Origin of the sequence: Anaerosolibacter carboniphilus, from assembly GCF_014205875.1 — a bacterium.
GTDB lineage: Bacteria > Bacillota > Clostridia > Peptostreptococcales > Thermotaleaceae > Anaerosolibacter > Anaerosolibacter carboniphilus.
Genome location: NZ_JACHEN010000011.1, coordinates 57865 through 80364, shown reverse-complemented (window position 1 = coordinate 80364; position 22500 = coordinate 57865). Strand labels below are relative to the sequence as shown.

Below are 22500 nucleotides of genomic sequence, written 5' to 3'. Positions count from 1 at the left end.
TCTATTTTAACTTTAAAGTTTCGTTGGGTAACTTTAAGAACATATTTAGTATAAATAAGGACACAAAAACTCCTGCCTTAAAAGATTAAATATGTACATAGTGCTAATTTTATAAACAAATTCAGAAACAAAAATAAAAAACAATGCTTGGTAGATGGTGAACTGGTGCAAACATAAAAACCTGACTAATTAGAAAAAATTATCACGGTTAGGTTCTTAGCTTTTTCTTCAGGTGTTACAAGAATGATAGCTTTATGGTTTTCTTTCTCCATATTTATAGAAATAGGTTTATTATCAAGTGTGTTCTTCCATCCATTTTCTGTAAGATGTTGTTCATAACCTGATAAAAATTCTTCAGGATTGGTATTGGACACTGTATATGTAGCTCGATCAATACCATCAGCGGTTGCTTTCTCAAACTTAACAAATTTCATGTTTCCATATGCAGGAAGATATGGAAATTCTTTGATATATTGTCTGTTATTTGTATCCGATGAACGACAAGAAATCAATGAAGCTGTTAAGATTAAGACTAGAAGAATCATAGAATATTTTTTCATAACTAGCACCCCTTACTGTGTTATTAATTATATTGTGTACGAAAGCGTAAGAGGTGATACAGAAAATTGTATTGAGAACCATGACATATCAATGTCGAATTATTTTCTTACATAAATATCTAGAAATTTTATATTGAAGGTAAAGTAAAAAACTGCCTAGTTCTCATCTGGCAGTTTAGATTGGTTACCCTGGTCTTCTGGAAATTGTTTATGTACATATTTTTCAAGAGTTTTTAGCGCATCATTACTCCAATAAAGATTGATACCAGTGTCAGAGGAACCGAAGCCAATGGCTATAAATGAGTTAATTCGAGATTTGCTATTTCTTTTCATATAAAAACCTCCTAAAACGCTATTATTTGAGTATTAGCCATTATTAGGCTTATCATACTTAATTACTTAAAGGGCAAGAAAAAAAGGAGAGGGAGGTTGGTATCGGCTAATCAAAAATAAAATTGACGCACCTGATTACCACCTTTCTCCTAATATACAATATTCATAACAAGACAAATTGATTCAAGTTTTTAAAGGACATATTCAAATAATTCAAAGATCTCTTACTTTGAAAAAAGAAGCTAATACTTTTCTTTTACAATCGTTAGTGTTTTTAAATTAGATGAGCTATTAACCTTTAATACGATCAAGTCAGAACCGTTAAACTCGAGGGTTTCAAGATCGGATAAAAGCAATTCATCGGCGAAATTATCAAACAAGATATGTGGGCGGATGATCAATTTGCTATCTTCGATAGCTAATGTACAACCGTATATAGGGGCATGGAGAGAATCACTGAGAATCTGTACAGAGCATGTACCTTCTAAAAAGGGATGGATATCATGATGAATGGACATATTGTCAACTCCTTATTAATATATACGTTCATTTCCAATTGGAAATGAACGTATATATTATATCAAATTGAGTAAAGAAACGCATACCGTTAGATTTGTTTCATTTATCAGAAAGTAAAAACAGATTCCTACCAGCAGCAAAGGAATCTGTTTTTGAAGGGGTGTGCATTGAAACCTGCACATATAAATAGTATAACATAAAATTGTTAAATAATTATTCAAAAATGGTGGATTGGCAAAAAAAATTTTTTAGAAATATGTGATAACCTTAGAAATTGAGGAAAATATGTAGAAAGATTAAAATAAAAATTTAACAAAATCCTTCATATGGAGTGCTTGTCACCTCTTTTTTTCTTGGACATAGTATGTATCGAGTAAAGAAGAGAGGAGGTGACCTGAATGTCTGTATACTCAGAGAAGGTAGATAGCTGCCCTCAACTACCAGGGACGATTTTTAGAATTAATATACCTGCAGGTGCAGTGATCAACTTGCTTAATCTTATAGAAATTACCTCTCCAGGTGGTATATGCTTAATTGTCAGAATACCTGCTCTAGGTGGTGGATTATGCTTAAACACTTTGGTAAATGCAATCCAGCAAGCAGGTGGAACGATAGAATTTCAACAGTTTTAGCAAGTTTAACCGAAAGCCAGGTATAAAGATACCTGGCTTTTCAGTTCTTAGAATTTCAACTGCCAGATTTAGAAAATATAAGATTCGCGCCTTTAACAACAAGAGTGCTATTTTCCAATTTTATCAATATAAGGTTGACGTTACATATTTTTTATTCTTAATGATCCTTAGAATATAAAGAATCTGGATCATCTCGCATTATAGCTGGCGTTTTGTTAAGAAAGCAGAAAAAATACAAAAACGACTTAATATGACAAAAATCGATAAAGGTGATATCATAGTAGTATATCTCACTGATCCTATTTGTTAATATCAGCGGGATGGAAATGAAGACTGCAGAGAGGAGGGAAAGGGTAAAGCTTTATTTGAATTTCTTTGAATAAGGTGACTTCAAGAGTTTGAAGAATTCTAAATCTTGAAAAAATTACCCCGCTTAGATGCAATCCATAGCGATGCAGTTTGTTCTACGATTTGTTTTTTGGTATCCGTTACTAATGAGTATGGTTTGGACGATAGGGGGCTTAATTTTTTATTTTAGAAGAGAACGAAAAGTACCTCCGACCTTAAAGGAAATGCCTTTTGTTTCAATTTTAGTACCTTGTTATAATGAGGAATCAACGATTGCTGAGACGATTAGGCATTTAGATCAGCTGAATTATCCAAACTACGAAATTATCGCAGTAAATGATGGCAGTAGAGATCAAACAGCTACAAAACTTAGGGAATTGAGTGAGCAATATGAGCGGTTGCGTGTTATTCATTTACGAGAAAATGCTGGTAAGGCCAATGCATTGTATCTAGCTTTGATTGCTTCTAAGGGAGAGATTCTTGTTGGAATTGATGCAGATGCTGTTCTAGATAGAGATGCTTTAAGATATATGGTACCTCATTTTACAACGCCTCACTTTGGGGAAAGGGTAGGTGCTGTTACGGGTAATCCCAGAATTAGAAATAGAAGCTCCCTTTTGGCAAGAGTACAGGTTTGTGAATTCTCCAGTATCATTGGGCTCATCAAACGAACGCAACGGATACTTGGAAAAGTAATGACTGTATCCGGTGTAATTGTAGCTTATAGAAAAAGCGCCTTGCTAGATTGCAATCTATGGGATCGTGATACCATAACAGAAGATATAGGCGTAACTTGGAAGTTGCAGAAAAGATTTTGGGATGTGCGGTACGAGCCAAACGCCATATGCTGGATGTTGGTTCCAGAAACGATAAGAGGATTTTGGAATCAAAGAGTCCGGTGGGCTCAGGGTGGTGTTGAAGCCCTACTAAAACATTGGGACGTTTTTCTAGATTGGAGATATCGTAGGCTTGTACCTATTTACATTGAACAAGCATGCAGTATACTATGGGCGGCTTTATGGATTATATCAACAGTGATACTATTTATTCAGATCGCCGCAAGCGGAGAATTCTATTATCCTGTATTCTGGTCAGGGACATATCTATCACTTGTATGCATTATTCAATTTTTTGTTGCAATGTTTATTGATAGGAGATATGATCCTGGCATTTTAAAATACTATTTATGGGCAATATGGTATCCTACACTTTATTGGTACTTTAATGCCTTGGTCGTGTTAAGAGCGATTCCAAAGGCGTTATTACAAAGAAAAAAAGGAAAATTTGCAGTTTGGGATAGCCCTGATAGGGGGTTAGGTGCATAATATGTTGATCGACGGTAGACAAAAGAGGAGAATCAAAATAATTGAGTCAATTATTACTGTACTGGGATGGTTGTATATGTTGGGATTTTTTGTTTATACAATTTTAACCTTGGTTTTATGGTATTTCAATATAAACTATATTTATAATGAATTATTCTTCATGCAGAACATATTTGATACATTGAAAATCATTTCTGTTACTGTCATTGCTGCAATTGTTGCCTTCACAATCATGCTTGGCTGGGGACAATACAACTATCAGAGGTTTGGAAATTTGGATAGGCGACAATTTCCCAAAGCGGTTTCATCTGATGCCTTGGCGGAATACTTCAAAATTCCCATTCAGCAAGTTGAAGAGCTTCAAAATAATAAGTGGATAACGCTAGAAAAAACCATTGTCTGATGGACGTTATAGGACAAGGTATCTCTGTCTGTCTAAGATACGTGAGTTTCATAGATTTTTATTGGAGATATTCAGTCAAGCAGCCATTTACTTTTCATAAACCCACAGACGAAACCCACCATGTTTTATTTCAGGTGGGTTTCGTTTGTGGCTCAAAAATAAATTTTAGAGATTTATATAAGAACTTAAAATCTAGAGGGGCCTTGATTCATCTTCAACCATTTCCCACTCTACGGATTTGCCTTCTCTAGGACATGCGGGAAAAGCTTCACCTGCATCCAATCTTATTTTCTTACCAAACTCATTTCTGTAAGTGCCAGTAACGATTACTCTATCTCCAGTTATACCATTAATACGCATATATAACTTCCTTTCAAAAATATTTATAGCAGTAATAACATTCGCAAATTTGGCTAAGTTTATGCAGGAAGAATGCGCAAATAATATGCAAAACTGTAGTATAAGCGGTATTGTCGATACTTGCAACTTATATGTAAGATTACATAATCGAAAATCCCTGATCCACTGATAAAAATTTAAAGTTAAAGTTACGCATGAACTATAACTTTAAGAAAGGGAATGAATTCATATATATTAAATGGGGATTTGTTCCATATAAAACAGGAAATTGAAAAAATGTATGGAATATATTTTATAAGATATTAGTGATTAAGGGAGTTGGAAAGGAGGGGTTCACATTGTATAAAAAAATATGGAAAAATGTAGCTATAGCGGTCTGTTGCATAATTGGGATGATGCTTTTGTCAGCTTGCAGTGCGAAGACTGCACAGCAGGCGATGTCTGCAGTACCAGAGCCCGCTGCAGAGGCAGCAGGAGGATTAAGCAATACGGGTAAGGATAACAATAGGAATGCAGTCCAGATGAACGAAAATAGTATTCAGGGAAACAAAAGGAAGATTATCAAATCTGCAAATGTTCAAATGGAGACCCAAAGTTTTGATGAGGTAACCAGTGCTATTCTAGATAGAACAAAAATGCAGGGTGGATATATTGAAAAGTCAGACATATCAGGAAGACAGTACAACGAAAAAAGAGACATTCAAAATAGAAGGGCATATATCACCATACGGATTCCTGAGAGCACCTTTGAATCTTTTTTATTGGCAGTGGAGAAACTGGGGAATATTACTGGAAGTCAAACGAGGGGAGAAGATATAACAGGTCAGTATTTTGATACAGAGGCCAGGTTAAAGGCCCTTCAGATACAGGAGGAAAGATTACTAGAGATATTAAGGAAAGCTAAAGCGGTGAAGGATATCATTGAATTGGAGAGAGAGCTCTCTGAGTTACGGTATCAGATTGAAAATCTTACAGGCACCATCCGCAAATGGGATAGTCTTGTGAATTATGCGACCATTGAAATTGAAATCGTTGAGGTTCAAAAGATTACGGAAGGAAATAGTGATTTGTTAAGCGTGAGCATAAAGAGAGGGTTTAATGATTCCATTGAAATGCTTGGGCGAATATTCAAAGGCTTCATCATTATTGTGGTGATGCTGTTGCCTTTCATCTTCGTATGCATACCGCTATTCTTTTTGTTTACGTATCTTAAACGTAATTGGGATAAGATCCGCTTAAGAAAGCAGACGGAAACAAAGGGTCGGAATGAGAATGAAAAGTGAATTTGATTGCGCTTGTGATTATCGCTACATAGATAATAGCCCAGTATAAAGTTTTAGATGTGTTTTTGTTATTTTCGAGTATAATAATGAGTATAGAAAAAAACGAGGTTGGTGAAAAATATGCAGTTTAATGAGAACAATGAAATTATAAATACGATTGAGCAGAGAGCCATATTGGTGGGGTTAAGTACTGGAAGCAGAGACGAGGTAACTACTATCGAAAGCTCGATGGAAGAATTAAAGGAGTTAGCAAAGGCAGCAGGAGCACAGGTTCTGGATATAACCATTCAAAATAAACAACGAATAGATGCAACCTATTACATAGGAAAAGGAAAAGCAGAAGAAATTCAAATTCTATGCAGAGCATTGGATGCAAATTTGGTTATTTTTAATGATGAATTATCAGGAGCACAAATTAGAAATTTAGAGGAACTCATAGGAGTAACGGTCATAGATCGTACTACATTAATCCTTGACATCTTTGCCCATCGTGCCCAATCGAAAGAAGGTAAATTACAAGTAGAATTGGCACAGCTACGATATCGATTGCCTAGATTGGTGGGGTTGGGGGCTTCTCTATCTAGAGCAGGAGCTGGAATCGGGACAAAGGGACCTGGAGAAAAGAAGTTAGAATTAGATCGGAGACACATCTTGGATCGTATAACAGATATACGTCACCAGTTGGAGGAAACACGAAAAAACCGAGAAACCCAGCGAACAAAGCGCAAAAAGAGTGAGATTCCTATTGTTGCCTTGGTTGGATATACCAATGCGGGAAAGTCTACTTTGATGAATAAATTTCTGAGTATTTCAGGGATGCAGCAGGAAGAGAAAGAAGTGTATGTGGAGGATATGCTCTTTGCAACATTAGACACAGCCCATCGAAAGATGGTGTTACCTAGTAAGGAAGAATTTATCCTAATTGATACCGTTGGATTTGTCAGTAAGCTCCCCCACGCGTTGGTAGAAGCATTTAAAGCTACTTTGGAGGAGGTCAAGGAAGCAAACCTGCTCTTACATGTGGTGGATGCCACTAATGAGGACTTTGAAATGCAAATGAAAGTGACAGAGAAGGTTCTGCATGATCTGGGAGTAAGTGAAAAGCCAAGTATCTTAATATTTAATAAGGTTGACAAGCTGGAAGATCGATCTCACTTAATACCTAGAGGAGAAAATGCTATACATATATCTGCATTAAATGATATAGGTTTGGATACTTTGATTGAAATGATCAAGGGGAAGATATTTAGCAATATCAAGAAAGTAGAACTTCTATTGCCTTATGATAAAGGAGATGTGGTGTCCTACTTATGTGACAAAACCAAGGTTGTGAAAACAGAGTACAGGGAAGATGGGGTGCTCGTAGAGACTACTCTTGGACCTGCCGATTATAATAAATACGCAAAATATTTAATGAATGTAAATGAAGTTGTGGAGTGAGGACATGATTTCAAATAATAATCAGTCGCTAAATTGGGAGCATATAGATCAAATAGAGGACTATATGCTCACTTATCTCCTTTATCGGGAGGGAAAGAGTGTACCACTACTGGCAAAGATTCGAAGGAAAACTATCGAGCAAGTCAATGAAGACCTTATATTGGCAAAGTCAAAGCTCTTTTCTAAAAAACAGAAGAGCAAGTCCCTGTTAGATAAAATGGTGGAAATCACAAAAGCAGATCGATTGACCTTGATTCATAGCTTGAACCCCGAGGAAAGGATGCGAATCATAAATGATATAAAAACAAAATATGATAATTTTAAAAACCCTGAGGATAAGATGATGCTGATTTGGATTATAGGAGAATTGAATGCAAAGGAATTACTAGACCTTGTTTATCGTGATATGAGACATCATCATGGAAATGTGAGAAGATTAGCTTGTTCAGCCCTTAAGAAAATTGGAGATGATACCAGTGTAGAGTATCTTCATAGAGCTTTGATGGATACAAAACCCCAAGTGCGTCAATATGCAGCAAAGGCATTAGGAAAACTCGGTAACGAAATAACGCTTAAGAAGATTCAAAAACTACTAAATAATCCAAATGAAAAGCAATATGTAAAGATGGCTTTTGGTGAAGCCATCCAGAGCATAGAACAAAGGCGTAACGGCTAAATGATTTTTTCTTTTATCTGTCGAACAACCTTTACAATATTCATATAGGTAGATTGTGTGCCCTTGATAACGATTGGACGTCCAAAACGGACCCACTGTAACCTTCTAGATGAAAAACCACCTATTTTCATGAGGGTATTGACGGTAGGTAGCGTATTTACAATCATGAGATCATCCTCTTGTTGTTCAAGAACTCTCCACATATCCTGTATGGCTGGAATTACAAGATGAGGTGAAAATTGACGACTCAAGGTATAAATTTTATGACCTTTTTCATCAATGCCTCTTAAAATAATTTTTCCTCGGTCGCATTTTTCTAGTGTATCATAAAAAGGAACACCCAGGAAGTCATGCCTATCTGGGATATATTCCATGGGCAGTAAGCCCAAATGAATTGCAGCAGCAGTAGTAGAAGAATGGGAACCACCTACACAATGATAAATAATATGCAGAAAAACACCTCCTAATCTTCATTCTGAGATTATTATGTGTAAAAAAATAATTATTTATATATAGGATGTGTATGAATTTTGAAAAAAATGGAATAATAGGAATAGCAGCAGGACGATGAAATATGAATTTTACATAAGCTTAATGAAATAGGTTTTTATGCTAAAAATTCTGAATAGTCTTGCGGATGGCTGCTATTTATTATATGATAGTAGTAACAAATCGGAGGGAGGAATTAGCCTATGCTCTTTAGAAATTGTGCAGGTGGAGTGGTGTTCTTCGAAGATAAGGTCTTGCTTCTGAAAAATGAAAAAGGTGAATGGGTGTTACCGAAGGGTGTAATTCGTAATGGGAATCTCTCAAGAGATACTGCATTAAACCGTGTGAAGGAAGAAACGGGCATTGATGCAGAAATTATCTCACCAATTGGAGAAACTTGTTACGAATTTTATTCTATTACGAGACAGCGTCCTGTTTGTAATGAAATTACATGGTATTTAATGACTGCGTCTAGCGATCTTTGTAGAGTGAATGAAGAGTTAGGGTTTAAAGAAGCTGTTTTTTTTCCGATTGATGAAGCAATTGAAAAAATCACTTACAGTCAAGATCAATCACTAGTTAGCCTCTCCTATAGAAAATATAAAAGCTTAGTAAGAAATGAATTAGTGGTATAATATAAAAGAGAGTAGTGTTTACTACTCTCTTCACTATTTAGGGGAAGAGGGAAAGGGAATGTTGAAGAGATATAGGACTGTTCTTAATTATGGTGAGGTTGAGCATATTATTGAGAAGTCAAGATTTATCGGCTATGTTAAACCAATACAAGATGAAGAAGAGGCCATAGCTTTTATAGAAATGATTCGGGCACAACATAAAAATGCTACCCACAATGTGCCAGTCTACATATTTGGTGAAAATGACGAAATCCAACGATACAGTGAGGATGGAGAGCCTTCAGGAACAGCTGGAACCCCCATACTAGATATGTTAAAGAAAGAAGAAATCAAGAATACTGTTATTGTTGTTACACGATACTTCGGAGGTATAAAGCTAGGTACAGGAGGATTGGTGAGGGCATACACCTCTACAGCAAAGCAGGCATTGCATGAGGCAAGGGTGATTGAAAAAGTACTTTATCATGTTATCAGGATACGTATAGACTATTCCCTGTTGGGAAAAGTACAAAACGTAATGATGAATGGAGGCTATACGATCAAGGATACTGTTTTCGATGAGGGGGTAAGTATGTTTGTTTATGCGAGAATAGATGAAGCAGATCTAATAATAAAACAAGTCATTAATTTAACCAATGGGAAGGCAGCAGCTGATATTGTGGATACATTGTATCTAAATGAAGAAAATGGGGTTTTGATAAGTGAATAATTTTGATTAGGTAGAGAATAAAATTTTTAGTAATGGGTATCTATGATTATAACGCAACGGAAAGGAGGTATGCTGAATGGATATGGAACAATTAAAATTGGAAATGCTAGATAAAAGGATTTGGGCAGTGGTTGGTGCTACCCCAAACCAAGAGAAATTTGGAAACAAGATATATAAAAAGCTTAAGAGCAGGGGTTACGAAGTGTATGCAGTTAATCCTAATTATGAAGAAATCGAAGGAGATCGCTGCTATCACAGTATTGAAGAACTGCCTGTCAAGCCTGATTGTGTGGATATGGTAGTATCACCTCAGGTTAGCAAGAAGTTTATCCCAAATATTGCTGAAGCAGGCATCAAATATTTATGGTTTCAGCCTGGTTCATTTGATGATGAGGCTGTTTCTTTAGCGGAAAACAATGGAATTCAAGTGGTACATCATCATTGCGTATTGGTGGCATTAGGATAGAAAGTCGTACTATTTTGTACGACTTTTGTCTTTCCAGAAGAATTCGTATAAGCCCATGAAAAAAAGAAAGACCCCAAAAAGCTTTCTTAACAGATTTGAAGGAAGGCTTACGGCTAAGTATGAACCTGCCAAGGCACCTACTATGCCTGTGATAATAAGAGGTAAGCAAAGCTTTATTTCGATACTTTTGTTGCGAAAGTGAGTTACGAGGGCCACGATCGCAACCGGGACAAAAGATAGAAGATTAACACTCTGGGCCTGCTGCTGTGAAAGGCTTGTAAGTATAATTAGGGCTGGAATCAAGATTGTGCCTCCACCGATGCCCATACCCCCAATGATTCCTGAAAACAAACCAATAAGCATGAGATACATCAAAACACCATCCTTAATGCAGCGAGAATCATGAAAATTGCAAAGCCTTTTCTAAGCAGATGACTTGGAATCCGATTGAGAAGTCTGGCACCGATATATCCACCTAAAATACCGCCTAAAGCCACCTTATAGGTTATATCCCAAACAATGATTCCATGACGAAAATAAATAAACATGCTGACGATAGTTAATGGTAGAATAATTGAAATTGCTGTGGCATGAGCTTTGTGTTCTTCAACATCTAGGAGGAAAAACATGCCTGGCACAATCACTGTCCCGCCGCCAGAACCAAACAATCCATTAACCAAACCAGTGATAAGTCCTAGCAATGCGATTTTAATGGAAAAAGAACTTTTTTTCATTTCATCACCTATAAAGTCACATATTCATCCTTTAGAATCCGTATAATAATCCCATGGGATGCTGACATATATATAGTGTGGACTTTATAAAATATTTTATGAGTCTATTGACTTTGATGGATAAATATAGTAAAATAAAACCAATAAATCCGATAAGAATAGTAAGAATTGGAGGGTTAATATGAAGGTTGTAAATAGCATTACAGAATTGATTGGCGGTACTCCGATGGTCAAACTAAATAAATTGGTAGGCAAAGACGATGCCCAGGTATATGTAAAATTGGAGTTTTTCAATCCGGGGAGCAGCGTGAAGGACCGAATTGCATTGAGTATGATTGAAGCTGCTGAAAAAGCAGGATCGTTGAAAGAGGGTTCTATTATTGTTGAGCCTACTAGTGGAAATACTGGGATAGGATTGGCGATGGTGGCGGCTGCCAAGGGCTACAAGTGTATTCTGGTGATGCCTGAGACGATGAGTATAGAGAGGCGAAAACTTTTAAAAGCCTTTGGTGCAGAACTTGTTCTGACCGATGGGGCCAAAGGAATGAAAGGTGCTATTGAAAAGGCAACAGAAATAGTAAAGGAAAATCCATCTTATTTCATGCCCCAGCAGTTTGAAAATGAATCGAACCCAGAAATCCATAGAAATACTACAGCCCTAGAAGTTATTGAACAAATGGATGGGCAGTTTGATATGTTTGTTTCTGGTGTAGGTACAGGTGGTACGATCACTGGTGTAGGTGAGATCATAAAAGAAAAAGTGAAAGATGCGAAAATTGTGGCTATAGAGCCAAAGGATTCACCTGTATTATCAGGAGGTCAACCTGGTCCCCATAAAATTCAAGGTATTGGTGCTGGTTTTGTGCCAAAAATTTTAAATACAAAGATCATCGATGAGATCATACAGGTAGACAATGAGGATGCTATGGAGACGGCAAGGAGAATGGCTAAGGAAGAAGGAATTCTTGTTGGGATCTCTTCTGGAGCTGCTGTATGGGGGGCTTTGAAAAAAGCCAAAGAGCTGGGGAAAGATAAAAAGATAGTAGTAGTAATTCCAAGTTATGGGGAAAGATATCTAAGTACACCACTTTTTAATTTTGAATAAAAGTATAAAAAACATGGCTTAGGCTATGTTTTTTTATTATACAGATTTATTTTTGTGTTATAATGATGAAAAGAAAAACGTGTATAATGAAAGACTGCGTTTAGTGAGAGGAGTTTGGGAAATGAATAGAACAATTGAGGAAAAAATCAACTTAACAGTGCAATGGTTAAGAGAGAAAGTAGATGAATCTCATACCAGAGGGATTGTTGTAGGTATTTCTGGGGGAATTGATTCAGCTTTAGTAGCTTTTTTAATCAAAAGAGCTTTTCCTAATAATTCTCTAGGTATTATTCTGCCTTGTAAAAGTAATCCCAAGGATCGAGAGGATGCCTTAAAAGTTGTGGAAGCTTGCGGGATAGAGCACATGGAGGTTGAACTTAGCGAAATTCATGACATACTGCTGGGAAGTGTTGTCGCTGAGATGCGAAAAAAAGAGTTGATCGATGATCATACAAATCTAAGATTAAGTGACGCAAATCTTAGAGCTAGGTTGAGAATGAGTACGATTTATTCCGTTGCAAATTCTTTAAACTATATTGTTGCAGGTACGGATAATGCAGCAGAAATACATACAGGATATTTTACCAAATATGGAGATGGTGGTGTAGACATCGTTCCAATTGCAAATCTAAAAAAGAGAGAGGTTTACGAGTGGGCGAAGCATTTAGGTGTGCCACAAAGCGTTATTGATCGAGCTCCTTCAGCTGGATTGTGGGAAGGTCAAACGGATGAATCTGAAATGGGAACAACATATGACATGGTGGATGATGTACTATCTGGCAAAGAGGTACCTGAAAAAGATCGACTCATTATTGAAAAATTACATCAACGTTCTGAACACAAACGTAGAATGCCTGATAAACCATCTGTATTTTAATCAAATGAAAACACCTAAAAAAGGGTGTTTTTTTTTGTAGTGGTATTCCTCGAATAATTAAATGAGACTTTAGCAGCATTTTGTTGGAATTCATCGACCAATGCAGGAGAAAAAGTTTTTTTATCGTATTTAAATGATAAATTGATTTTTGTTTTTATCACACCTATTGGAGGAAGCCATGAGATTAGTGAGGATAGAGAACGTTACTTCGGGCATGATTTTGGGCAAAGATATTAGCTCTTGTGAAGGTAAGATATTGCTTGCAAAAGGGGTTACCCTGACCAATCATTTTATAAAAAGATTGCAGCATTTAGCAATGGGTGAGATTTATATTGAAGATGAAATATCAAAGGATATTGAAATTTTTGATATCATTGAGGAGAAAACAAGAATAATTGCGAAGAAAACGATTTATCAAGTTATGCAGGACCTTAAGGTAAAAAAAGCTTTAGACTTTCAAAGTATTCAAGTAGCAATTAATAGAATTGTTGACGAATTGCTAGACAATCGAGATATTATGGTCAATCTATCAGATTTAAGATGTGTTGATGAATATACTTTCGCCCATTCGGTAAATGTGGCAGTATTATCGATCGTCATAGGGAAAGCATTAGGATATCACGAACTTCGTTTGAGAGATCTGGGAATTGCTGCAATTCTCCATGATATTGGAAAAACGCAGATTCCCAATGAGATTTTAAATAAACCTGGAAAACTTTTAGAGGAAGAAATAGAAATTATGAAAAATCATACCCGATTTGGGTATGAAATATTGAAGGATTATGATGAAATCAGTGCGTTATCCAGAGTTGGAGCATTGTTACATCATGAGCGTATAGATGGGAGCGGATATCCTTTTGGAAAAAGAGGAGAGGAGATATCTGAATTCGCAAGAATTATTGCTATAGCAGATACGTACGACGCGATGACCTCCAACCGAGTCTATAAAAAAAGGATTACTCCCGATAAAGCCATTGAGTATTTGATTGCCATGGCACATCATCATTATGACTATGATATTGTGAAGATTTTTCTAAATCATCTAACGGTGTATCCGATAGGAACAATGGTGAAACTAAATACGAAAGAGCATGCTATCGTTATAGATAATAACCGTTATATGCCCACAAGGCCTATTGTAAGAATGGTCCGAGATGCTCATGGGAACTCTATTTCTCAATTTGAAGAAATTGATCTTCAAAAAAGGTTGAATATTTGTATTGAAGAGATTGTGGATGAATAATAATTTTATACAAGCAGATAATAATTCTAGAACAGGATGGTGGAGAAAGTGAAATCCCAGGATTAGTTCGAGTTTGATACCGGCAAAAAACTGAATGACCTTTCTCAGCTAGTCCTGTTTTTTGCAGAAAATAAAGAGCACTGATGTGGTTCAGTGCTCTTCTTGCTTACATGGAAGCAGATAAATCCTCCTCCATAAGTAGGATATTCTTTAGAACAATACTACTGTTGATCTTAATAAGCTGTAAATCTTTTTTAGTAAGGGACTTTTCTAAGTTACTTACCGATGCATCGTATTTATCAACAGTAGTCTTTGCTTTTTTTTCAATAAGCTGAGGTTTTAGTGTCTGACCATGCTCTTTTAGCTTGTTTAAACTTTCTTGGGCAGCATCAAAATCACCTACTGCTGCGTTCAATACAAGATTTCGCACCTGATACTTCAAGGTATATATGGATGGAGGCACTTCTTTTTTGAAGTACGCTCTAAAATCAGGCAAGTATGCGGTAAGATTGTTGGCAACTGATAGTGTTTCAAAGTACTTTTTTTCAAAGCCAAATTTTGTGAGAGTATCGAGGGTGGTTTCAAAGCTATTGATTGATTCTGGAGAAACACCCTGTTGAATAAGCTGAGGCTCTAATACATTCCACTTGTTGTGAAGGCCCAAAATTGTAGTATTTACTGTTGTCCATACTTCATCAAGATTTTTGGGAGCTTTCTGATTTTCATTCTCAGCTTCCTCAGATTTTTCTCTTTTCATAAGTTCCGTAAGAATGCCTTCATCGATGGTCATGGGTTTAGGCTTTTCTTCTTCACTGCCACTTTGACTTTGTTCCTGCCCTCCTTCCTGTTTACTTCCTTCTTCACCACCTTGTTTTTGTTCTCCTGAGCCAGCTCCACCACCTTCAGCAGCTTTCATCTGCATTTCTTCAGCTTTTTTCTTTTGTTCGAGCATTTCTTTTTCTACAATGACACGCTGGAAGTAGGGGATTTTATCTATTTGTTCCATGATTTTGAGCGTATCCTTTTCAATTTCTTCCACTACTTTAGGGAGGGGCTTTGGTTCATCTTCGGATTTAGGGCTTGGTTTCTGAGGCTTTTTTCCGCAAGCAACAGATGTAATAAGAATACAAAAAATTATGGCCAAAATACCCCATTTTTTTATTTTCATCATAGAATCACCTCTAAACTAGTATTTCCACTGGTCTATGAAACAATACTGAAAAACATCATTCGTAACAGAAATCAAAATTGAATCATAGAATGGTATACGACTTAAATTCAGGTTAAAAATAAGGTGGTGAAAGTGTGTATTGTTATACAATGGCCTATAGTCTGCAGTGTGTGCTTCGAGAATTACTGATGTGGACAGACATCTCTAGTGAGCATCCGATATTTGTAAAAACAGTGGCAAAGCTTAGTAAAAAAGATTTGCCAAAGAGCATTGTTGAAGAATTAAAGAAATTAAATAAATCCTTTGAAGAATTAAATATGAATGCGAAGGAACAACTGACAAATGCCCAGAACTCGGTAGCACAGCCGACGATGTGTGGATATATGAATCAAGCAAAAATGTTATTAAATGAATTCGGAAGATTAAATAGAATATGGATTGGGTTAATCAAGGAGATTATGAAATACGGAAAAGATGATAAAGTATGGCAAACCTTATTGTCCCATATAGAGGAAGAGCAGATCTATATGGATCGTCTTTTTCATACACTATACATGCAGATCTAGTTAAAAAAAGTTCAGATGATACATCTGGACTTTTTTAATGATTATCTAATGAAATTTTCACCAAAATCTAATCCATTCTTTACATATTTCTAACAAGGCTACGATATGATAAACATGAAGTGAAATAGAAAGGGGGAAAATCTGTGAATAAAATCATACGTGTTATCTCTGCAGGTGATATAAAGCTATTTTATATAGTGAATGACGGCTTCAAATGCAGCTTGTTAGACCGTATTATTCCAATGATTACAGGACTAGGTGGAGCATTTTTTACAATAACAATATCCCTGATCCTGGCCTTGCTAGGTAAAGGTCCATTGAAAATAGCAGGATGGCAGTGTTTGGCAACATTAGCAACAAGTCATATACTAGTTCATTACTTAAAAAAGGTATTTACAAGACCGAGACCTTTTTTAAACTTATCAGATATCCATACATTCAATACTCGACTCTACGATTATTCTTTTCCCTCTGGTCATACAACGGCAGCCTTCTCCATCGGACTTACCCTGTCTATTCTTTTTCCTATGATCGCGCCTGTCTTTATTACGTTGGCTGTACTAATTGGTATGTCCAGGGTGTATCTAGGTGTTCATTATCCGACAGATGTATTTGTAGGAATGATGATTGGAACCTTCTTTTCAGTTATAAATCACATCACGATGAACCAATGGCTATACTCTATATTGAATAAATAAGGAGGGCAAGCATGAAGGTAGCAATTTTTACAGATACTTTTTTTCCACAAATTAATGGAGTAACGAAAACCCTAAATAAGCTTTTAGGCCATTTTGATGAAAACAATATCGATTATAGGGTATTCATCCCTCAAGATGGAAATGAAGAATATAATAGTAAAATTGTAGGTTTTTTCAGCTTTCGCTTTTTTCTTTATCCAGAATGTAGAGTAGCATTACCAAATTATTTGTCTATTGTGGAACAGTTAAATGATTTCAAACCAGATCTAATACATGTAGTTACACCCTTCAATATCGGATTGTGTGGACTGAAATATGCGAAAACATATCAGATTCCCTTGGTATCTTCTTATCATACAAATATTCCCCAATATTTAGCGTATTTTAATCTAAAATTTTTAGAAAACATTTCTTGGAATTTTTTCAAATGGTTTCATAGTCATTGTGAGAAAAACTATTGTCCTTCAAATGCTACGCTAGAGGTTTTAAAAGAACATGGAATCAATAATTTAGAAGTGTGGGGAAGAGGTATTGACGTGGAACAGTTTTCCCCTAAAAGGAGAAATAAAGAACTGCGGTTGCACTATCATATCAATGATAAAATAGTGTTTTTATATGTAGGGAGAATGTCTCCTGAGAAGGACCTAGATATATTTATGAAAGTGGCAGAACAACTCAATCATCGCTATATGAAACAAATTCATTTTCTTATGGTAGGTGATGGGCCTCTTTTACATGAATTAAGGGAAAAAGCATTTGATAATATGACTTTTACAGGGCTTAAAAAAGGTCATGAACTTGCTCAATTATATGCATCCTCAGATGTTTTTCTATTTCCTTCCTCTACCGAAACCTATGGAAATGTAATCTTAGAAGCTATGGCTTCCGGTATAGCGGTTATTGCGTGTGGAGAAGGTGGCATTCGGGAAAATTTAGTAGACGGTTTTAACGGCATATCTTGTGGAAGTAGGAATGTTGCAGAATTCCATGAAGCATGCGAAAACTTAATTCGCAATCCAGCATTAAGAAAGCTCCTTGGTGAAAACGGTAGAAAATACACTTTGCAGATGACTTGGAACCGTATATTCGATCGATTGGTTAAAAGCTATGAAAGCGTAATTCAGTGCAGCGTTGGAAAAGAATCGAATAGGAAGACTGCATGAGAAAAGGAGACAATGAATCATGAAAATTTCTGTAATTGGAACGGGATATGTGGGATTGGTCACGGGAACATGTTTAGCAGAAATCGGGAATGATATCACCTGTGTAGACAAAGATCATAAAAAGATCGAAAATCTTAAAAATGGAATTTTACCAATTTATGAAGCACATCTTGAAGATATGCTGATCAGAAATATAGGAGAGAACCGATTGCATTTTACGACATCTGTTGAGGATGCAGTAAGGCATGCTACAATAATATTCATTGCAGTCGGAACACCATCCCATGAGAATGGAGATATTGATATGTCACAGGTCGATGAAGTCGCTGGAGAAATTGGAAAATCACTGGATGCCTATAAAATTATTGTAAACAAGAGCACTGTACCTGTAGGCTCTGTAAAAAGAGTGGCTGAGATCATTCAACGGCATCTAAAGAGAGAGGTTGAATTTGATGTTATATCTAACCCAGAATTCCTAAGGGAAGGAAGTGCTGTTCTTGATACTTTTCAGGGAGACCGTATTGTCATTGGAAGCACATCAAAAAAGGCTACAAAAATATTGCATGACTTGTACAGGCCGCTAAAACAGAAAATCTTTACTACGGATCCAGAAAGTGCTGAATTAATTAAATATGCATCCAATGCATTTTTAGCAACAAAAATATCTTTCATTAATGAAATCGCAAATATCTGTGAAAAAACAGGTGCCAATGTTAATGAAGTTGCAAAGGGAATGGGTCTTGATAAAAGAATTGGTGAGAAGTTTTTAAACGCAGGTATTGGATTTGGAGGAGCATGCTTTCCAAAGGACGTGAAAGGTCTAATCAAAATTGGAGAGAAGTTAAATTATGACTTTAGGATTATCAGGGAGACCTTACAGGTAAATGAGGAGCAAAAGATGAAGCCGATTATGATTTTAGATAATCTCTTTCCGGATTTAAGAGGTGTCCAAATAACGGTTTTAGGCTTAACTTTTAAGCCAGACACAGATGATATAAGGGAGGCACCGTCTTTGGATATTATAAATGAATTACATAAAAGAGGTGCCAAAATCAAAGCATATGATCCAATTGCCATAGAGAATGCAAAAAGAGTATTAAAACTACCGATTCATTATTTTCATGAGGCTTATGATGCGATTGCAGGATCCGATGCAGTGCTACTGCTAACGGAATGGAAGGAATTTAAGGAATTGAATGTACGCAAAATTAGATCCCTTATGAATCGCAGAGTATTTATAGATGGACGAAATATATTTGAAGCCAAAGCTATGCGTGCGAAAGGATTTGAATACTATGGTATTGGGATAGATAACTGTCAATTCACTGCAATCTGCTCAATAGAGGAAAGGATGATCCCCATTGAAAATCAAAAAAGTCATCATACCTGCGGCCGGGCTTGGAACTAGATTTTTACCTGCTACAAAAGCACAGCCGAAGGAGATGCTGCCTATCGTTGATAAGCCGACGATACAGTATATTGTCGAAGAAGCGCTGGCTTCAGGAATTGAGGATATATTAATTATTACAGGCAGAAATAAAAGATCCATTGAAGATCATTTTGATAAGTCTGTAGAATTGGAGATGGAGCTAAGGAAAAAAAATAAGCTCGATTTATTATCTCATATGGAAAGTATATCGAAGGCGGTAAATATCCACTATGTACGACAAAAGGAGCCTCTAGGCTTAGGGCATGCCATCTACTGTGCAAAATCTTTTATTGGAAACGAGCCCTTTGCCGTTATGTTGGGAGATGATATTGTAAAAAGTAATAAACCCTGCCTTCAGCAGTTAATCGAGATATACAATAGATATAAAACCTCTGTACTTGGTGTGCAAAAAGTTAGTCCACAAGAAGTATCGAAATATGGGATCGTAGATTGCAAAATCATTGATCAACATGTCTATAAGGTAGATCATTTGGTTGAGAAACCAGATATACAGGAAGCACCATCAAATATTGCCATCATGGGTAGATATATTATTACGCCCCGTATATTTAATATATTGGAACACCTCGAACCCGGGAAGAGTGGAGAAATACAGTTGACAGATGCTTTAAAGGAGCTCAATGGAATGGAAGCTATCTATGCTTATAATTTTCAAGGGAAAAGATACGATGTGGGTGATAAATTGGGATATCTCCAAGCTACGGTGGAATTTGCATTAGACAGAGAAGATTTAAATGAGGTTTTTAGGGAGTATCTTAAAGAACTTGTAGGAGATATAAAAAATATAAATGTCAAGAATACAGCATAACAGGTGGTTCAGTCATGAGCCACCTGTTCATTTTGTTCATATATAGGAAATTATGGTTTTCAATTTCCTATATATGGGATGTGCAGAGGGGATGCCCCTTTGCCGTATTCAGGAAGGTCCTCAGGAACCTGCATTGCAGGCCTAGGGTTTCCTAGCGAAAATAAATTGCCGATAGGCAAGTTCTAGTTAGTCGAATTTGTCATAATAGATCAAGCTCTCAGGAATGCCTTTTTTCTTTAAAGTATCAATGGTTGATTCGATCATTGCCTTGCTGCCGCAGAGGTAGGCTTCCTTGTTCTCTCCACTTACAATATACTTCTCTATGAGATCTGTAACGCGGCCTACTTCGCCAGTCCACTTATCTTCAGGGGATGGACGGGATAGACAAGGGGAGAATGTAAAGCTGGGAAGCTTTTCTTCAAAGGATTTCATTTCCTCTGTCAAAATTAAATCTTCCAGCGTACGCGCACCAAAGAAATAAGTTGCTTTTCTCGTAGTGCCTTGTGCTACCATTTGATAGAGTATCGCTCGCATAGGCGCCATACCTGTACCTACAGCAATCAAAATCATTTCTCTATCGTTTTCTTGAAGATAGAAATCGCCATAGGGCCCATTAAACAGCACTTCATCACCTTCATGAAGAAACTTATGAACATAGGTTGTACATATCCCATTGGGAACATATCCGATGATCAGATCAACATGATCAGGCTTATTGGTATTGGATGCTACTGAATAGGCTCTGTATACTTCCTCATTGTTCCCCTCGTAGATTGGAGCTTTCAGCTGAATATATTGCCCTGGTTTAAAATTAATTTGTTGAGGTTCAATGAGTTTTAATCGTAGAAGCTTAATGGTTGGAGAAAGGATTTCTATTTTCTCCACAAGGGCACGGAATTCCTTTACATTGAATAATTCTTCAGGGATTCGGATTTTCATGTTTTCCTTTACTTTGCATTGACAGGATAGACGTGTATTGTTTTTCATTTCTTGTGCAGTTAAATAAGGTAATTCCGTTGAAAGTACAGGACCGCCACCTTCGATGACCGATACTTTACAATAGGCGCAGCTTCCTTTTCCGCCGCAGGCTGAGGGAATAAAAATTTGACTGTCCCGCAAAGATGTTAGGAGAGAATTGCCCCCCTCTACGGTGATTTCCTTCTCATCATTAATGATAATCTTACATTCTCCATAATTGGCGATGTAAGAATTGGCTAAGGCCAGGAGCAATGCTAAGACACCTGCAATAGCGCTGATAACGATAACTGAGATACCAATGGTCATGGAAAACACCCCCTATTGTATCTGTACAATTCCTGAGAAGCCGGTAAAAGCAAGGGCCATCAAACCGATGATAATGAGCGTGATCCCGGGACCCTCAAGACCTCTTGGAATTCTATTCTTTTTGATTTTTTGCCTGATGCCCGCCAGTGCGAGGATGGCTAAAGTCCAGCCTAACCCAGATCCTAAACCAAAGGCGACTGATTGAAGAAAACTATATTTGCGGATGACCATAAAAAGTGATACGCCTAGAATGGCACAATTGACAGTGATTAAGGGGAGAAATATACCCAAGGCATAATATAAATTCGGCATATATCGTTCCAAAATCATTTCAACCAACTGAACGAAGGCAGCAATTACGATGATAAAGACAATAAACCGCATGTATTCCAACTGTAAAGGAACTAAGACATAATGGTAAACCAAATAGTTGAGTATGGTGGTGGCGGTAATGACAAATGTTACTGCTTGACCAAGACCTAAAGAGGTATTAATCTCTTTGGATACAGCAATAAAAGAGCACATACCTAGAAAATTTGAAAAAATCATGTTGTTTGTAAAAATTGCTGCAAATAGAATAACAATTGGATTGATTTCCATCATGCAGTTGCACCTTCTTTCTCTTTTTCATCTTCAGGAGATAGGTTTCGAGCGACCCAAATAACAATGGCTAACATGAAGAAGGCACCGGGAGGCATAATCATTAGAGTCCATTTCATCCACCAACTGCCAAGTATAGGATAACCGAATAGTGTTCCAAACCCCATGAGCTCTCGAAAAAATGCGATTACTAGAAGAATGAATGCATAGCCAGTGCCAGAGGCAACGCCATCTAGAAAAGAAACAATAGGTGTATTATTTTGAGCGAACGCTTCACATCTGCCCATGATAATACAGTTTGTAATGATCAACCCCACATAAGGACCTAGGGCTTCACTCATGGTAGGGTAATAGGCCTTTAAAACGATATCCACGATAATGACATAGGAGGAGATGATTAGTGTTTGAACCATCATTCGAATATGCTTAGGGGTATATTGACGAATCAGGGAAACGGTTAAGCTGGAGAATGAAGTTACGAAGATAAGGCCAATGCCCATCACAAAGGAGTTCAACATCAAATTGGTAACTGCTAGGGCTGAACAAATGCCTAATATTTGACGAAAAATCGGATTATCTTTCCAAAGCCCTGCTGTAAATATTTTTTTTGTATTCGTCATGGA

Annotated in this window: 28 protein-coding genes; 17 read left to right on the top strand and 11 right to left on the bottom strand. The window is 36.7% G+C overall.

The features are described from left to right. Window positions 1-185: 185 nt before the first annotated feature. From HNQ80_RS10045 to HNQ80_RS10035, 3 genes are all read right to left on the bottom strand, one after another. Window positions 186-560, bottom strand: a complete 375-nt coding sequence (locus HNQ80_RS10045; RefSeq protein WP_184310516.1) for a hypothetical protein — start codon at window positions 558-560, stop codon at window positions 186-188. A 156-nt stretch (window positions 561-716) separates the two neighbouring features. After that, a complete protein-coding gene (locus tag HNQ80_RS10040) occupies window positions 717-893 on the bottom strand; it encodes a hypothetical protein (protein WP_184310515.1) in 177 nt (58 codons plus the stop codon). Window positions 894-1135: 242 nt separating this feature from the next. Then, a complete protein-coding gene (locus tag HNQ80_RS10035) occupies window positions 1136-1411 on the bottom strand; it encodes a hypothetical protein (RefSeq protein WP_184310514.1) in 276 nt (91 codons plus the stop codon). Window positions 1412-1810: 399 nt separating this feature from the next. Between HNQ80_RS10035 and HNQ80_RS10030 the strand changes: the two genes are divergently transcribed. The 3 genes from HNQ80_RS10030 to pgaD all read left to right on the top strand — a co-directional run bounded on the left by HNQ80_RS10030 (window position 1811) and on the right by pgaD (window position 4120). After that, entirely contained in the window at window positions 1811-2044 is a 234-nt protein-coding gene (locus tag HNQ80_RS10030; protein ID WP_184310513.1) for a hypothetical protein, read from the top strand. A 437-nt stretch (window positions 2045-2481) separates the two neighbouring features. Beyond that, window positions 2482-3717 carry a poly-beta-1,6-N-acetyl-D-glucosamine synthase gene (gene pgaC / locus HNQ80_RS10025; protein WP_184310512.1) on the top strand — a complete coding sequence of 412 codons (1236 nt, stop codon included), beginning with the start codon at window positions 2482-2484 and terminating at the stop codon, window positions 3715-3717. A gap of 1 nt (window position 3718) precedes the next feature. Further along, window positions 3719-4120, top strand: a complete 402-nt coding sequence (gene pgaD, locus HNQ80_RS10020; protein WP_207726955.1) for a poly-beta-1,6-N-acetyl-D-glucosamine biosynthesis protein PgaD — start codon at window positions 3719-3721, stop codon at window positions 4118-4120. Between the two features lie 192 nt (window positions 4121-4312). On the opposite strand, the gene HNQ80_RS10015 is transcribed toward pgaD, so the two are convergent. Then, window positions 4313-4480: a hypothetical protein gene (locus HNQ80_RS10015; RefSeq protein WP_184310510.1), complete on the bottom strand. Its 168-nt coding sequence runs from the start codon at window positions 4478-4480 to the stop codon at window positions 4313-4315. A 338-nt stretch (window positions 4481-4818) separates the two neighbouring features. Here HNQ80_RS10015 and HNQ80_RS10010 point away from each other — a divergent pair, with 338 nt between their 5' ends. The 3 genes from HNQ80_RS10010 to HNQ80_RS10000 all read left to right on the top strand — a co-directional run bounded on the left by HNQ80_RS10010 (window position 4819) and on the right by HNQ80_RS10000 (window position 7879). After that, window positions 4819-5763, top strand: a complete 945-nt coding sequence (locus HNQ80_RS10010; protein WP_184310509.1) for a DUF4349 domain-containing protein — start codon at window positions 4819-4821, stop codon at window positions 5761-5763. Window positions 5764-5883: 120 nt separating this feature from the next. Beyond that, the gene (gene hflX / locus HNQ80_RS10005; RefSeq protein WP_184310508.1) at window positions 5884-7203 is read left to right on the top strand and encodes a GTPase HflX; all 1320 of its coding nucleotides are present in this window, start codon (window positions 5884-5886) and stop codon (window positions 7201-7203) included. 4 nt (window positions 7204-7207) lie between these two features. Next, window positions 7208-7879: a HEAT repeat domain-containing protein gene (locus tag HNQ80_RS10000; RefSeq protein ID WP_184310507.1), complete on the top strand. Its 672-nt coding sequence runs from the start codon at window positions 7208-7210 to the stop codon at window positions 7877-7879. Here HNQ80_RS10000 and HNQ80_RS09995 read toward each other — a convergent pair. Next, window positions 7876-8322: a DUF3189 family protein gene (locus tag HNQ80_RS09995; protein ID WP_330602824.1), complete on the bottom strand. Its 447-nt coding sequence runs from the start codon at window positions 8320-8322 to the stop codon at window positions 7876-7878. The two genes, HNQ80_RS10000 and HNQ80_RS09995, sit on opposite strands and share 4 nt — an antisense overlap. 249 nt (window positions 8323-8571) lie before the next feature. On the opposite strand from HNQ80_RS09995, the gene HNQ80_RS09990 reads away from it, so the two are divergent. The 3 genes from HNQ80_RS09990 (at window position 8572) to HNQ80_RS09980 (ending at window position 10178) form a co-directional block, all read left to right on the top strand. After that, window positions 8572-9003 carry an NUDIX hydrolase gene (locus tag HNQ80_RS09990; protein ID WP_184310506.1) on the top strand — a complete coding sequence of 144 codons (432 nt, stop codon included), beginning with the start codon at window positions 8572-8574 and terminating at the stop codon, window positions 9001-9003. A gap of 58 nt (window positions 9004-9061) precedes the next feature. After that, a complete protein-coding gene (locus HNQ80_RS09985) occupies window positions 9062-9712 on the top strand; it encodes a YigZ family protein (RefSeq protein ID WP_184310505.1) in 651 nt (216 codons plus the stop codon). A gap of 76 nt (window positions 9713-9788) precedes the next feature. Continuing rightward, window positions 9789-10178, top strand: coding sequence for a CoA-binding protein (locus HNQ80_RS09980; protein WP_184310504.1), 390 nt, complete (start codon window positions 9789-9791; stop codon window positions 10176-10178). 9 nt (window positions 10179-10187) lie between these two features. Here the strand turns inward: HNQ80_RS09980 and HNQ80_RS09975 are convergent, their stop codons facing one another. After that, complete coding sequence (locus HNQ80_RS09975) at window positions 10188-10550, bottom strand: sulfite exporter TauE/SafE family protein (RefSeq protein WP_184310503.1); 363 nt, start codon at window positions 10548-10550, stop codon at window positions 10188-10190. Next, window positions 10550-10912, bottom strand: a complete 363-nt coding sequence (locus tag HNQ80_RS09970) for a sulfite exporter TauE/SafE family protein (protein ID WP_184310502.1) — start codon at window positions 10910-10912, stop codon at window positions 10550-10552. The genes HNQ80_RS09975 and HNQ80_RS09970 overlap by 1 nt, the downstream gene beginning before the upstream one ends. Window positions 10913-11093: 181 nt before the next feature. Here HNQ80_RS09970 and cysK point away from each other — a divergent pair, with 181 nt between their 5' ends. The 3 genes from cysK to HNQ80_RS09955 all read left to right on the top strand — a co-directional run bounded on the left by cysK (window position 11094) and on the right by HNQ80_RS09955 (window position 14137). Further along, window positions 11094-12017: a cysteine synthase A gene (gene cysK / locus HNQ80_RS09965; protein ID WP_184310501.1), complete on the top strand. Its 924-nt coding sequence runs from the start codon at window positions 11094-11096 to the stop codon at window positions 12015-12017. A gap of 121 nt (window positions 12018-12138) precedes the next feature. Then, a complete protein-coding gene (nadE, locus tag HNQ80_RS09960; protein WP_207726954.1) occupies window positions 12139-12894 on the top strand; it encodes an NAD(+) synthase in 756 nt (251 codons plus the stop codon). 178 nt (window positions 12895-13072) lie between these two features. Then, window positions 13073-14137: an HD-GYP domain-containing protein gene (locus HNQ80_RS09955; RefSeq protein WP_184310500.1), complete on the top strand. Its 1065-nt coding sequence runs from the start codon at window positions 13073-13075 to the stop codon at window positions 14135-14137. Window positions 14138-14303: 166 nt separating this feature from the next. Here the strand turns inward: HNQ80_RS09955 and HNQ80_RS09950 are convergent, their stop codons facing one another. Further along, window positions 14304-15305, bottom strand: a complete 1002-nt coding sequence (locus tag HNQ80_RS09950) for a hypothetical protein (RefSeq protein ID WP_184310499.1) — start codon at window positions 15303-15305, stop codon at window positions 14304-14306. 137 nt (window positions 15306-15442) lie between these two features. Between HNQ80_RS09950 and HNQ80_RS09945 the strand changes: the two genes are divergently transcribed. The 5 genes from HNQ80_RS09945 (at window position 15443) to galU (ending at window position 19993) form a co-directional block, all read left to right on the top strand. Then, a complete protein-coding gene (locus HNQ80_RS09945; protein ID WP_184310498.1) occupies window positions 15443-15874 on the top strand; it encodes a DUF2935 domain-containing protein in 432 nt (143 codons plus the stop codon). Window positions 15875-16017: 143 nt separating this feature from the next. Beyond that, window positions 16018-16572: a phosphatase PAP2 family protein gene (locus HNQ80_RS09940; RefSeq protein ID WP_184310497.1), complete on the top strand. Its 555-nt coding sequence runs from the start codon at window positions 16018-16020 to the stop codon at window positions 16570-16572. Between the two features lie 11 nt (window positions 16573-16583). Continuing rightward, complete coding sequence (locus HNQ80_RS09935; RefSeq protein ID WP_184310496.1) at window positions 16584-17735, top strand: glycosyltransferase family 4 protein; 1152 nt, start codon at window positions 16584-16586, stop codon at window positions 17733-17735. A gap of 19 nt (window positions 17736-17754) precedes the next feature. Then, window positions 17755-19143: a UDP-glucose dehydrogenase family protein gene (locus HNQ80_RS09930; protein WP_184310495.1), complete on the top strand. Its 1389-nt coding sequence runs from the start codon at window positions 17755-17757 to the stop codon at window positions 19141-19143. Beyond that, entirely contained in the window at window positions 19097-19993 is an 897-nt protein-coding gene (galU, locus tag HNQ80_RS09925; RefSeq protein WP_184310494.1) for a UTP--glucose-1-phosphate uridylyltransferase GalU, read from the top strand. The genes HNQ80_RS09930 and galU overlap by 47 nt, the downstream gene beginning before the upstream one ends. 186 nt (window positions 19994-20179) lie before the next feature. Here the strand turns inward: galU and HNQ80_RS09920 are convergent, their stop codons facing one another. From HNQ80_RS09920 to HNQ80_RS09910, 3 genes are read right to left on the bottom strand one after another with little or no spacing between them, the layout of a single operon-like run. After that, window positions 20180-21277, bottom strand: coding sequence for an NADH:ubiquinone reductase (Na(+)-transporting) subunit F (locus HNQ80_RS09920; RefSeq protein ID WP_184310493.1), 1098 nt, complete (start codon window positions 21275-21277; stop codon window positions 20180-20182). A gap of 12 nt (window positions 21278-21289) precedes the next feature. Next, window positions 21290-21877, bottom strand: a complete 588-nt coding sequence (locus HNQ80_RS09915) for an NADH:ubiquinone reductase (Na(+)-transporting) subunit E (RefSeq protein ID WP_184310588.1) — start codon at window positions 21875-21877, stop codon at window positions 21290-21292. Continuing rightward, complete coding sequence (locus HNQ80_RS09910; RefSeq protein ID WP_184310492.1) at window positions 21877-22497, bottom strand: NADH:ubiquinone reductase (Na(+)-transporting) subunit D; 621 nt, start codon at window positions 22495-22497, stop codon at window positions 21877-21879. Before HNQ80_RS09910 ends, HNQ80_RS09915 begins: the two co-directional genes overlap by 1 nt. Window positions 22498-22500 lie beyond the last annotated feature (3 nt).

Excerpts from the sequence above, each read along its gene's own strand:
- HNQ80_RS10045 (WP_184310516.1), bottom strand. The coding sequence starts at position 560 with ATGAAAAAATATTCTATGATTCTTCTAGTCTTAATCTTAACAGCTTCA.
- HNQ80_RS10040 (WP_184310515.1), bottom strand. The coding sequence starts at position 893 with ATGAAAAGAAATAGCAAATCTCGAATTAACTCATTTATAGCCATTGGC.
- HNQ80_RS10035 (WP_184310514.1), bottom strand. The coding sequence starts at position 1,411 with ATGTCCATTCATCATGATATCCATCCCTTTTTAGAAGGTACATGCTCT.
- HNQ80_RS10030 (WP_184310513.1), top strand. The coding sequence starts at position 1,811 with ATGTCTGTATACTCAGAGAAGGTAGATAGCTGCCCTCAACTACCAGGG.
- pgaC (WP_184310512.1), top strand. The coding sequence starts at position 2,482 with ATGCAATCCATAGCGATGCAGTTTGTTCTACGATTTGTTTTTTGGTAT.
- pgaD (WP_207726955.1), top strand. The coding sequence starts at position 3,719 with ATGTTGATCGACGGTAGACAAAAGAGGAGAATCAAAATAATTGAGTCA.
- HNQ80_RS10015 (WP_184310510.1), bottom strand. The coding sequence starts at position 4,480 with ATGCGTATTAATGGTATAACTGGAGATAGAGTAATCGTTACTGGCACT.
- hflX (WP_184310508.1), top strand. The coding sequence starts at position 5,884 with ATGCAGTTTAATGAGAACAATGAAATTATAAATACGATTGAGCAGAGA.
- HNQ80_RS10000 (WP_184310507.1), top strand. The coding sequence starts at position 7,208 with ATGATTTCAAATAATAATCAGTCGCTAAATTGGGAGCATATAGATCAA.
- HNQ80_RS09990 (WP_184310506.1), top strand. The coding sequence starts at position 8,572 with ATGCTCTTTAGAAATTGTGCAGGTGGAGTGGTGTTCTTCGAAGATAAG.
- HNQ80_RS09985 (WP_184310505.1), top strand. The coding sequence starts at position 9,062 with ATGTTGAAGAGATATAGGACTGTTCTTAATTATGGTGAGGTTGAGCAT.
- HNQ80_RS09980 (WP_184310504.1), top strand. The coding sequence starts at position 9,789 with ATGGATATGGAACAATTAAAATTGGAAATGCTAGATAAAAGGATTTGG.
- HNQ80_RS09975 (WP_184310503.1), bottom strand. The coding sequence starts at position 10,550 with ATGTATCTCATGCTTATTGGTTTGTTTTCAGGAATCATTGGGGGTATG.
- HNQ80_RS09970 (WP_184310502.1), bottom strand. The coding sequence starts at position 10,912 with ATGAAAAAAAGTTCTTTTTCCATTAAAATCGCATTGCTAGGACTTATC.
- cysK (WP_184310501.1), top strand. The coding sequence starts at position 11,094 with ATGAAGGTTGTAAATAGCATTACAGAATTGATTGGCGGTACTCCGATG.
- nadE (WP_207726954.1), top strand. The coding sequence starts at position 12,139 with ATGAATAGAACAATTGAGGAAAAAATCAACTTAACAGTGCAATGGTTA.
- HNQ80_RS09955 (WP_184310500.1), top strand. The coding sequence starts at position 13,073 with ATGAGATTAGTGAGGATAGAGAACGTTACTTCGGGCATGATTTTGGGC.
- HNQ80_RS09950 (WP_184310499.1), bottom strand. The coding sequence starts at position 15,305 with ATGAAAATAAAAAAATGGGGTATTTTGGCCATAATTTTTTGTATTCTT.
- HNQ80_RS09935 (WP_184310496.1), top strand. The coding sequence starts at position 16,584 with ATGAAGGTAGCAATTTTTACAGATACTTTTTTTCCACAAATTAATGGA.
- HNQ80_RS09930 (WP_184310495.1), top strand. The coding sequence starts at position 17,755 with ATGAAAATTTCTGTAATTGGAACGGGATATGTGGGATTGGTCACGGGA.
- HNQ80_RS09920 (WP_184310493.1), bottom strand. The coding sequence starts at position 21,277 with ATGACCATTGGTATCTCAGTTATCGTTATCAGCGCTATTGCAGGTGTC.
- HNQ80_RS09915 (WP_184310588.1), bottom strand. The coding sequence starts at position 21,877 with ATGGAAATCAATCCAATTGTTATTCTATTTGCAGCAATTTTTACAAAC.
- HNQ80_RS09910 (WP_184310492.1), bottom strand. The coding sequence starts at position 22,497 with ATGACGAATACAAAAAAAATATTTACAGCAGGGCTTTGGAAAGATAAT.